Source organism: Segatella maculosa DSM 19339 = JCM 15638 (assembly GCF_000382385.1).
In the GTDB taxonomy this organism is placed as follows: domain Bacteria; phylum Bacteroidota; class Bacteroidia; order Bacteroidales; family Bacteroidaceae; genus Prevotella; species Prevotella maculosa.
Genome location: NZ_KB908322.1, coordinates 126,401 through 137,867, shown reverse-complemented (window position 1 = coordinate 137,867; position 11,467 = coordinate 126,401). Strand labels below are relative to the sequence as shown.

The 11,467-nt window shown below is 49.1% G+C and carries 8 protein-coding genes; all 8 read right to left on the bottom strand.

Annotated features, from left to right (window positions below; genetic code table 11):
- Positions 1-496: 496 nt before the first annotated feature.
- Positions 497-1,831 carry a cell division protein FtsZ gene (gene ftsZ / locus H164_RS0105705; protein WP_019967731.1) on the bottom strand — a complete coding sequence of 445 codons (1,335 nt, stop codon included), beginning with the start codon at positions 1,829-1,831 and terminating at the stop codon, positions 497-499.
- Between the two features lie 38 nt (positions 1,832-1,869).
- Positions 1,870-3,321, bottom strand: a complete 1,452-nt coding sequence (gene ftsA, locus H164_RS0105700; protein ID WP_019967730.1) for a cell division protein FtsA — start codon at positions 3,319-3,321, stop codon at positions 1,870-1,872.
- A 10-nt stretch (positions 3,322-3,331) separates the two neighbouring features.
- Entirely contained in the window at positions 3,332-4,402 is a 1,071-nt protein-coding gene (locus H164_RS0105695) for a cell division protein FtsQ/DivIB (protein ID WP_019967729.1), read from the bottom strand.
- Positions 4,403-4,416: 14 nt separating this feature from the next.
- A complete protein-coding gene (locus H164_RS0105690) occupies positions 4,417-5,793 on the bottom strand; it encodes a UDP-N-acetylmuramate--L-alanine ligase (protein ID WP_019967728.1) in 1,377 nt (458 codons plus the stop codon).
- 19 nt (positions 5,794-5,812) lie between these two features.
- Positions 5,813-6,919 (bottom strand): undecaprenyldiphospho-muramoylpentapeptide beta-N-acetylglucosaminyltransferase, encoded by a 1,107-nt coding sequence (gene murG / locus H164_RS0105685; RefSeq protein WP_019967727.1) that lies wholly within the window; start codon positions 6,917-6,919, stop codon positions 5,813-5,815.
- A 96-nt stretch (positions 6,920-7,015) separates the two neighbouring features.
- Entirely contained in the window at positions 7,016-8,284 is a 1,269-nt protein-coding gene (locus tag H164_RS0105680; RefSeq protein WP_019967726.1) for an FtsW/RodA/SpoVE family cell cycle protein, read from the bottom strand.
- 564 nt (positions 8,285-8,848) lie between these two features.
- A complete protein-coding gene (gene murD, locus H164_RS0105675; RefSeq protein WP_019967725.1) occupies positions 8,849-10,180 on the bottom strand; it encodes a UDP-N-acetylmuramoyl-L-alanine--D-glutamate ligase in 1,332 nt (443 codons plus the stop codon).
- A gap of 1 nt (position 10,181) precedes the next feature.
- Positions 10,182-11,450 carry a phospho-N-acetylmuramoyl-pentapeptide-transferase gene (locus H164_RS0105670; protein WP_008564480.1) on the bottom strand — a complete coding sequence of 423 codons (1,269 nt, stop codon included), beginning with the start codon at positions 11,448-11,450 and terminating at the stop codon, positions 10,182-10,184.
- Between the last annotated feature and the right edge of the window lie 17 nt (positions 11,451-11,467).

Below are 11,467 nucleotides of genomic sequence, written 5' to 3'. Positions count from 1 at the left end.
TACGAATTAAAAGTTTCAACTACCGCATTGAAGCGTTTTATGCTGTCAATATCAAAAAGCAAAAGAGTGTTAACAGGCTGCTCGAGCGGATACACGAGCCGTGCATCCCTACATGCTTATAGCGTTTTACACTCAAAAACAGGCAGTATGTGAGGGGAATGTAGGGACGCACGGTTCGTGCGTCCGCTCAATATAGTTAATAAGTAGACCAATTTACGGGGTGACGAGTGGGCAGTAATCGACCGTAAACAGGCCGTTTTTGAAACCGGGACAGGTTCTTCCAAAAATATGCGGCAGTAGAATCGGCCGTTAACAGGCAACCTTTGAAATCTATTCAAAGGCTATTGAAAATCAACAACTTATATCTTGTTTCCCAATCTCGCCCATATTGCCGCACAATATGGCCCATATTACCGTGCAATCTCACCCATTTTATCGTGCAATATGGGTGAGATTGGAAAGCAGGATTACAGTTCATGTAAATCCGGATAGCCGTTTATGTGAAACTGATAACGGTTTGTGTCGGCTCACCTCCGCTTTTTTCGTCGTTCTTGGCTACCTGATTGCCGGCTGCCTGATTGCGTATTTCCTCCAACATCTGGCTGGTGCGCTTGTAAGTGGGAGTGCTTTCGACGGCGAGAATGACGTCTTCATTGTCGAGATCTTCAGGCCTGAAGAGGAAAATACGGGGGCGACGCTTGTATTGGTTGTTCTTTCCGATGTTGCCATAGTAGTGACCTCGGCGCTCATCGCGCTCTGCCCGGCGTTCCTCTTCCTGTGCCATTCGGTCGGCTTCTTCCTGCGTATGCTTCTTCAGATGACTGTCCATGCCGTCCACATCTTCTATTCCGAAGCCGGTGGCAAGGAGGGTCACCTTCACTTTCTGGCCCAGTTCAGGGTCGATAGCCAGCCCCCATTTGATTTCAAAGTCGCTGCCGAACTTCGCCATGAAGTCGTTGACGTCGTTCATTTCTTCCATCATCAGGCCCGACTTCTCGTTTTTTTCGTTGCTAAACCCAATGCTTAGGAGTATCTTTTTGGCGTTGAAGATGTCGTTGTCGTTGAGCAACGGCGAGTTAAGGGCATCTTCTATGGCATGCTTCACACGGTTTTCTCCCTCGCCGTATCCCGTGCTCATGATGGCCACACCACCGTCTTTAAGGACCGTTTTCACATCGTTGAAGTCGAGATTCATATACCCATCGTAGGTAATAATCTCTGCAATGCTCTTCGCAGCCACGCTTAATGTGTCGTCGGCTTTGCCGAATGCGTCGAGAAGCGTAAGGTCGGGATAAATCTCCCGCAGCCGTTCATTGTTGACAACCAGCAGGGCATCGACGTGTTTTGCCATCTCTTCGACCCCGTCGAGCGCCTGATCAATCTTGCGATCGCCCTCGAAACGGAACGGAATCGTAACAATACCGACCGTCAAGATGTCTAATTCTTTGGACACACGAGCAATAACCGGCGCCGCACCGGTGCCCGTTCCGCCCCCCATTCCAGCCGTGATGAAGGCCATTCGTGTGCCGTCTCCGAGCATATACTTGATGTCATCGATGGTCTCTTCGGCTGCCTGACGGGCTTTTTCGGGCCTGTTTCCGGCACCAAGGCCTTCTTTCCCAAGTTGCAAGTGCACGGGAACTGGCGAGTTGTTAAGGGCTTGTCGGTCGGTATTACAGAGCACGAATGACACTTCATGTATGCCTTCTCGGTACATATGATTAACGGCATTGCCGCCTCCACCGCCTACTCCTATCACCTTGATGATGCTGCTTTCCTTTTCAGGTTCCACGAAATCCAATTCCGTCGGCTTGTTGTTTGTGTCAATCATAACGTCAAATGATTATATATCCGAAACTATTTTACTGCTTATTCATCTTCAGAAATCATCTTACCAAAGAAGTTCTTGAGCTCTCTGAAGATTTTATGAGAGGTGCTGTTCTCCCTTCTTTCCTTAGCCAAGCGGGCCTCTTCTGCACGCAAAGCCTCGCGTTCGGCCTCCATTTCTTCGTCTTTTCTGCGGCGTTCCTCGGCCTCGGCCTTTTGCTTTTCGGCCTCCGTGCGCACCACTCCGCTACCGGTTGTCTCGTTCAACGTGCGTGCTTTCTGGTGCAGTTCGTCTGTGGTTGCGGTGGTTTTCGCCTCGGGTGCGCCGGTGAAAAGGTCGCTGTTGATTTCCGGTCCGGCGCAGTTCATGTCGCCTTTTGCCAGAATTCCGAGCACAGTATTCATCGTTCCGTCATGCGCATTGATGGCATCATTCGTTGAATTTATGGTCAATGTGACAAACTTAGCTATGCGAATTTTGTCGATATGTGTGTGATTTCGGAACGCAATCTCAATGTTTTTGAGGTTCGATCCGCCTCCGGTGAGAATGATACCCCCCAAGAGATTGTCGGCATATTCGGCTGGAACTTGGAACCAAACATTCTCGATTATCTCCTCAACACGGGCCTCAACGACCTCTATAAACTTGCGACTTTCAACCTGACGTTCGGCATCTATGGAGAGCATCAGGCTGTTATCGATGTCGTTGTTGTCTGTATATGCACTGGCATATTTGAGCTTCATCTTTTCGGCATCGGCCTCTTCCATCTGCAAAGAGGCGATGTCTTTGGTGATGTTGTTGCCACCCAACGGGATAACGGCCAAGTGACGGAGAATGTTTTTGTAGTAAACGGAGACCGTAGTGCTCTCTGCTCCGAGGTCAACCAGCACGCAACCGGACCGCTTTTCGGCCTCGCTCAGCACGCTATCTGCCAGCACCATCGGGGCAAGATACATCTCGGCGATGGCTATACCGGCCTGATCGAAACACTTGTTGAGGTTGCGATAGAAGGTTTTATGCCACAGAATGTTGAGGAAATTGCCCTCCAAACGATTGCATTGTATGCCGACCGGGTCGAGTTGATACTGTTGGTCGAGTTTGTATTCCTGTGTGGCTGCCTCCAAAATCTCGCGGTCCGGATAGCTCATCATGCGGTTGGCGTCCATCAATTGATTGACCATTTCCTGCGAAACCACCGTATCTTCGGGAACTTCCTTCACGATAACGTTGCGCACACTGCGTATGGATTGCCCACCAACGCCCACATACACATGGGCAATATCGGTCCTCAGAGCAGTCTTGAGCTTCGTGATGATATTGGAAAGACACTGCACGGTCTTGTCAATGTTATACACAACGCCCTTGCGAATGCACTGTGTGGAGTCTTCTCTGACTACAGCCAACACCGTAATACTGCCGTCGAGGTTCTTCTTTCCGGCTATACCGGTGATCTTGGTTGACCCCAGTTCGATAGCAACAATAAATTCTGCCATGCTCTTTTCTTTATCTATTCAACTTCTGTTTCTTCTTTTCTTCGGGCTTCTTTGGGCCGTTTTCTGACTTTTCCGAGGCTTTGTTCTTCTTCGGTTCAGCCTTTTTCGCAGACGTTTTGGCCTCATCTCGCTTGTCCTCCGCAGCCTTTTTCTTCGGCTCGGTCTTTGTTTTTGCGGTCCCGGGAGCCGCAACTGGAGCCTCTTCTTGTTCGAGGTCATGGGCATCGATCACCCCTCCTACAGCGTCACTCTCTGCAACTGCCTCGGCAACACTCTCCGTTTCGTCACGCTTTCCGTCTTTTCGTTTGCAGATAATCTGGTTATCAAACTCGAGATTGATGTAGCTATAGCGGTTCCAACCGGCTTGCGAAAGCCCATATTTATAGAACTTTTCAAGGCGATTCATCTTCTTATCGACAAACGAAGTCACGGCTTCCATGCGCTTGGTCCTGCTCTTTAGAGACGGAAGTCGGCCCAAATAAACAATGTGATCTCCCACTCTTGGCACCAGTTCGACACCTAAATCGGGCAGCACATTGATTTGTTCAATCTGGTTACGCCACAGTTCTTGAGACATCAACTCCTTGCTTAAAGGCGATATATATTCGGTGGCAAACCGCTTGTTGATGTTTCCTGTAGCAATGATCAGGTCGGAAGTGTAATGCGAATTGGGCATGATGCAGTCGTTGTCGTCCAGATAATAGTCGTCGCCATTGGCGGCTTTGATTCTGACGACAGGCATTCGCTGGGTCAACGCAATGTTCACTTCGCCGCATTGCGTCTTATAACACTGGGCCGTTTTCACGAAAGGACTGGCCGTTAGCGTCTCTTCCATCTTGCGAAGGTCCACATACTTCATCGGTTTTTCAAGCGGATAGAGATGCGTTTTCTCCAGTCTTTCCTTGATTTCCCGGGTGTTGATGAAGCCATTGGTGGCCTCATCCTGAATGTTGATGTTTACTTTTGTGCACAAACGGACTGTCTCATCGGGCTTATTAAAGGCTGTAAAGGCCAGTATCAGATATGTTCCAATGAGCATATCTGACGCAACGATGAAAGTCTTTTTCCAGTTTATGCGCATTCGTCTGGCCGTTTTTATGTTTTACTTTCAATGATTTTGGCAATCTGCGGCACGTAGTTTTCGAGGTTACCTGCGCCAAGAACCACGAGCACATCAAAGTCGCGACTCTTCACATAATCGAGAACTTCGTCCTTTTTTATCAGAGATTTCTCCACGCCGGGCTTGAGATTGTCATAGATAAGCCTGCTTGTCACACCCTCGATTGGTTCTTCTCGCGCCGGATAAATCTCCGTTAAAACCACCTCATCGAACAAACTCAGCGCGTCGGCAAACTCATGATAGAAGTCGCGCGTACGTGTATAGAGATGCGGTTGGAAGATGGCTGTGAGCTTACGGCCCTTGAAAAGTTCCCTCAAACTCTTGGCACTCTGCAACACTTCCTTGGGGTGATGCCCGTAATCTGACAGGAACACGTGCCTATTGTTCTTGATTTTGAAGTCGAACCTACGCTCAACACCATTGTAAGTCCGCATGCCATAGCGTAGCTCTTCGGCTGTACATCCGTTCAATTGTGCCATAGCCATGGCCGCAATTCCATTCTCGATGTTAATCGGAATGGGTTGTCCAAGGACGATATTCCCAACGTTTTCAATCGGAGAAACAAAGTCGAAGCTGATTTCTCCGTTCTCTATTGTGATGTTTTCTGCATGGAAATCGCCTGCTTCACGGCTGTATTCATACACTTTAACGCCTGCTTGTACGTTCGGTTTCATCTCTAAATCCTTGTGAATAACAAGTGCTCCGCCGGGCTGAATAAGCTCCGTATAGTGGCGAAAGCTTTCAAGATAGGCCGCTTTTGTACCGTAGATGTCGAGGTGATCGGGGTCGGTTGCCGTGATAACACTCATCCATGGGCGCAGCCAATGAAAGCTTCTGTCGAACTCATCGGCCTCTATGACGACGTAATCGCTGTCTGAAAGAATGTAATTCGTGCCGTAGTTCTTCGATATTCCGCCAAGGAAAGCGTTGCAACCGATGTGACTCTGGTGCATGATATGCGCACACATCGTCGAAGTTGTAGTCTTTCCGTGCGTCCCGGCAAAGCATAATCCCTTGTGACTGCGGGTCAATGTGCCCAAAACCTGTGCGCGTTTCTGGATTACAAAGCCTCTTTCTTGGAAGAACTTCAGCTCTTGATGCTCCGCGGGAATGGCGGGAGTATAGACCACCAACGTCGTTTGTGGGTTCTTGCAGGCGTGCGGTATCTCGTCGATGTTCTCTTCATAGTGAAGCAACATGCCCTCTTTTTCAAGCTGATGTGTGAGGGCCGACGGTGTCTTGTCATAGCCCGCGACCACCAATCCCCGCTTGATGAAGTATCTTGCAAGGGCACTCATGCCAATTCCTCCGGCCCCGATGAAGTACAAGGCCTTTATATCTTTCAGTTCCATATGTCTCTTTTTGCTGTCTTTATCTTGTTGCTAACTTGATGACTTCGTCGGCAATAATGTCGGCGGAGTCCTTTAATCCGAGTTTCAATATGTTTCCTTTCAGTGCTTTCAGCTTGGCTTCGTCGCCGACGGCCTGAATTGCCGTCCGCAAAAGCACGTCGGCGGCCTCGCTGTCTTTTACATATAGGGCCGCATTCTTATTGACCAAGGCCATGGCATTCTTGGTTTGATGGTCTTCGGCCACGTTGGGTGAAGGCACAAGGACAACGGGCTTGCCTATCAAACAGAACTCACTGATGCTGCTCGCCCCTGCACGACTGATGACAAGGTCGGCTGCTTTGTAGGCTGCTCCCATGTCACTGATGAAGTCGACTGCCCGAAGATTGGGCAGTTCCTCACCCTCTAACCGTTCCTTAATGGCCTCATAATACACCTTACCTGTCTGCCAAATGAACTGAACATCGCTCTGTCCGACGAGGTCAAGATGCTGCAATATGCTCTCATTGATGGTACGGGCACCCAGACTTCCGCCCACGATGAGAATCGTTTTCATGTCGGGAGCAAGCCCGAACAGCTGCCGTGCCTCTGCAACGGAGTATTTTGAGTCGAGCACGTTCTGCCGAACAGGATTGCCGGTCAATATGATTTTGTCGGCAGGAAAGAAGCGTTCCATTCCCTCATAGGCCACACATATCTTCTCGGCTTTCTTGGATAAGAGTTTATTTGTGACGCCGGCGTAGGAGTTTTGCTCCTGAATCAGGCACGGAATGCCCCGCTTTGCGCACACATTCAACATGGGACCGCTGGCATATCCGCCCACTCCGACGGCCGCCATCGGCTTGAAACGGCGTACAATCCCGCGGGCCATGCACTCGCTCCTCAAGATCTTGAAGAGCACAATGAAGTTTTTAAGCAGGTGTTTGCGGTCGAAACCGCAGATAGGAAGCCCCTTTATCTCGTATCCGGCAGCCGGAACACGCTGCATTTCCATACGTCCCAAGGCTCCAACAAAGAGTATATTGGCATCCGGTCGCTTAGCCTTGATGGCATTGGCAATGGAGATTGCCGGGAAGATATGGCCTCCCGTTCCGCCTCCACTGATGATGATTCTCAACTCATTATCCATTTCTCACGATTTAATATGATAGTGCAAAAGTAATGATTTTTTTTAGTTTATATTCATTTTGCATTCTATTTATTGTTAAAGACGGCCCAATGCGCATCACGCCTGCGCTGTAACCGGCTGCGGTTTTGGCTTCGAAGACTCGCCTTTCTTCTTGGCCGAGCGGCTCACACTCAGGATAACTCCCACATAGATGCAGTTGATCATTGACGATGTTCCACCCTTACTGATGAGCGGAAGAGGCTGCCCGGTGACCGGAACAAGCCCAACAGCCACGCACATGTTGAACAAAGCCTGCGACACGAGCAGCAAAGCGAGTCCCATGGCCAGCAAGGCTGGGAAATTATTCTCGCATCGGCTGGCGATACGACCCGTGCGAAAGAGGAGCATAATGTAGAGAACAGCCACGACAACCGCCCCTTCTATGCCCAATTCCTCAATGATGATGGCATAGATGAAGTCGGAGAACGCCTGCGAAAGGAAGTCGCGTTCGACACTGTTTCCCGGACCTTTGCCCACCACATTGGCCGAAGCAATGGCGATATTTGCATGGGCCACCTGCGCATCCTTGTCCAAATCGACCTCTTCGGGCGTGGGGTCCTTGGGCGAAGCAAACTTGTCTATGCGCGATTTCCACGTGTCGGCGCGGTGGAATATCTTGCCCAATGCGCCCTCTTCACGGTCGTCTTTCACCTGTTCCGTCAGTTTCTTGTCGGTGTTTTCCTGCGTGTTGTCCTTGCCTATCAGCATGATTCCGGCGAAAACAACCAGCATGAAGCTCGCCGTAATGCCCACGAGTTTGCCCAATTGTCGCATGGGTACGCGCCCAATAACCATCAACAAGAAGATGACAACGCACAACAATGCGGCCGTGGAAAGGTTTTCCATGCCGATAAGAGGAATGATAAAGCCACACACAATGAGTATGAATTTGAAGGCTCTTCGGTCGGCTCCGTGGTCAGTTTGCATGGCACTGAGGATCTGAGCCGTTGCCAATATGAGCGTACCTTTGGCTATTTCCGAGGGTTGGAACTGGATTCCGACGAAGCTAACCCATCGTTGTGCGCCGTTGGTTGCCTGACCTGCGAAGAGAACCCAAATCAAACTGATGAACGAAATGGGTAACATAAAGGGGGTAACTGCCTTGAAATACTTGCACTGAATGTTCAATGTTACGATCATACAGCATATACCTAAGAACAGAATTCCTATGTGTTTGATGAGCGGGGAGAAGTAACTTCCTCCCTTATACGTAAGCTCTGAAGAGGCCGAAAACACCTCTACGACGCTGATAATGCACAGAAAGAAGAAGATCATCCAGATGACCTTGTCTCCCTTGAAGATATTACTTAGCGTTTTATTGTTCATCAGTTATAAAAAATTAATACCCACTCTGGCCTTTGAAGATACCCACTCTGGCCCCTCCAGATACCCACCCCAACCCTCCCAAAGGGAGGGAATGCGAACAGAGGGAGCCTCCCCCAACCCCTCCAAAGGAGGGGAAAGCGAGTTTGCGGGGCTTTGATTATGAATGATACATTGTGAGTTATGAATTAAACATTATATCTTGTAAATTAAATACGGTGAGTTATGAATTAAATTCTGCGGTGATTGATAATCAATATATTACACCTTGTCGTCTAATATGGGCCATTTCGTCTTCCAATATGCCCCATTTTGTGCGATGATATCAGCCATTTTACCGCCCAATATCACCCATATTGCACGCTAATATGGCCTATATTGCAACGTTGTCTCTATATAACTGCAAACCAATTGCTTAGGAACCCTTTCTCAAAAGTATTGCCCCAACCTCACTCTCCCCTCCTTTAGAGGGGTTGGGGGAGGCTCCCTCTACTCGTTCTCCCTCCCTTTAGGAGGGTTAGGGTGGGTATTAGAGAGGGTGTTGGGAGGAGGCTTTATATTCCTTTTCTACAGCCCTCTCACCATTTCCTTAAACATATTGCCTCGCTCTTCCATGTTGTGGAACAGGTCGAAGCTGGCACAACAGGGACTCAGGAGCACAGTGTCGCCCGGCTGCGCCATTTCGTTACAGGCCCGAACGCAGTCTTCCATACTGTGCGTGTCACGGACCGGGAGCCCCAAACTGTCGAAGTTATCGTGCAGTTTTTGGTTGTCGGCACCGAGATAAACAAGGCCCCGACACTTCTTTTTCACGAGTTCTTTGATGGGAGTATAGTCGTTTCCCTTGTCTTTTCCACCCAGAATGAGGACTGTCGGCGTTGTCATGCTCTCCAAAGCATACCAACATGCATCGACATTCGTGGCCTTCGAGTCGTTGATATACTGCACGCCTCCGACCTTGCATACCTTTTCCAAGCGGTGTTCCACGCCCGGAAAGTCGCCCAGACTCTTGCGGATTATCTCCTTTTTTATGCCGGCAATGTTTCCTGCAAGGCCTGCTGCAAGACTGTTATAGATGTTATGTTTGCCCGTAAGTGACAGCTCTTCCTGCTCCATATTGAATGGAGTGGGATACTCAAGTCGGTATTCTCCGCTCTCGATATAGCCGATGGAGCCTTTCTCTTTCAGCTCTGAAAACGGACAAGCCACGGCTTTTATCTCGAACTTTTCAAGCTCTTTGCGAATCACAGGGTCGTCGTTCCAATAGATAAAGCTATCATTCGGGGTTTGATTTTGGAGGATACGCATCTTCGCATCGGCGTAGTTCTCGAACTTGTTTTCGTAACGATCGAGATGATCGGGAGTGATATTGAGGAGTATAGCGATGTTGGCATGGAAGTCATACATGTTATCCAATTGGAAACTACTCAGCTCTATGACGTAGTAATCATGCGGATCTTCGGCCACTTGAAGGGCCAAACTCCGACCGATATTGCCTGCCAATCCAACGTCATATCCCGCAGATTTGAAGATATGAAAGATGAGAGAAGTGGTTGTGGTTTTGCCATTACTGCCCGTGATACACACCATTTTGGACCGCGTATAGCGTCCCGCGAACTCTATTTCGCTGATGATATGCGTGCCTTGAGCCATGAGTTTGCGCACCATCGGCGCCTCTTTCGGAATACCGGGACTCTTGATTACTTCGTCGGCATTGAGGATTTTGGCTTCCGTGTGCTGCCCTTCTTCCCACGCAATGCCGTGGTCGTCGAGGAGTTTCTTATATTTATCCTTAATCTCCGACATGTCGGAAACGAACACATCGAAACCTTTTTTGCGAGCCAAAACGGCTGCTCCGGCACCGCTTTCACCGGCACCTAATATAACGATTCTACTCATATTATCTGACTTTTAGGGTGATGATGGTGAGTGCAGCAAGGATAATCGTGATGATCCAAAAGCGAATGGTGATCTTTGATTCATGCTTTGCGCTGTGTGGACGCGTCAAAAGATACTTGCAATCCGGGTCGAGTTGGTCGTCGGTGACGCGGAAATTGTCGTGTATGGGTGTCCGTTTGAACACGCGTTGTTTGATGCCTCGATGCTTACCTATTTTGTAATAGTAAACCTGAATGATGACACTTAGGCTTTCAACAAAGAAGATTCCGCAAAGTATGGGCAGCAATAATTCCTTGTGAATGATAATAGCACTCACTGCAATAACGCCGCCAATGGTCAGCGATCCCGTGTCACCCATGAACACTTGTGCAGGGTAAGCGTTGTACCAAAGGAAGCCTATTAGCGCCCCAATAAAGGCACTTAGGAAGACAACCAGCTCTTCGCTCTGGGGTATATACATGATATTGAGGTAGGCAGCAAGCTGAATATGACTGCTCACATAGGCCAAAATACCGAGCGCAACGCCGATGATGGCCGAGTTTCCGGCACACATTCCGTCCATACCATCGTTGAGATTGGCTCCGTTGCTGACGGCCGTCACTACCAAGATGGTCATGATGACGAAGAGAATCCAGCCTGCCGCAACCTTATGACGACCGCAAAAACTCATCAGATTGCTGTAGCTGAGGTTATGACCTTTCACAAACGGAATGGTTGTCTTCAATGATTTGTGGGCTTCGGCCCGGTGCTTGACGACCATTTCCCGGCCCTGTCGCTCGATGGCGATATTCTCGTTCATCTTCACATCGGGCGACATCCACAGCACAAGTCCCACGATAAGGCCGATACCAACCTGTCCAATGATTTTGTATTTGCCTTTCAATCCCTCCTTATCGCGGCGGAATATCTTGATATAATCGTCCATTCCACCGAGGAACCCCAGCCAAACAGTGGTGATGATCATCAGTATCAAATAGATGTTACGCAGTCGCCCTAAGAGCAAAACCGGCACAAGTATGGACATGATAATAATGACTCCGCCCATCGAAGGCACGCCGATTTTCTTCACACCAAAGGGATCTATGGACGCATCGCGCTGGGTTTCGGTAATCTGTTTCGCCTTCAAATACTTGATAAACTTCTCACCAAACCATGCTGAAATGGCCAGCGAAAGAATCAAAGCGAGCAGCGCACGGAACGAAATATAGCCCCACATGTGGGAACCACTGATGCCGTATTGCTCAAGAAACCTGAAAAGATAGTACAACATGTTATTGATTTTAGAAA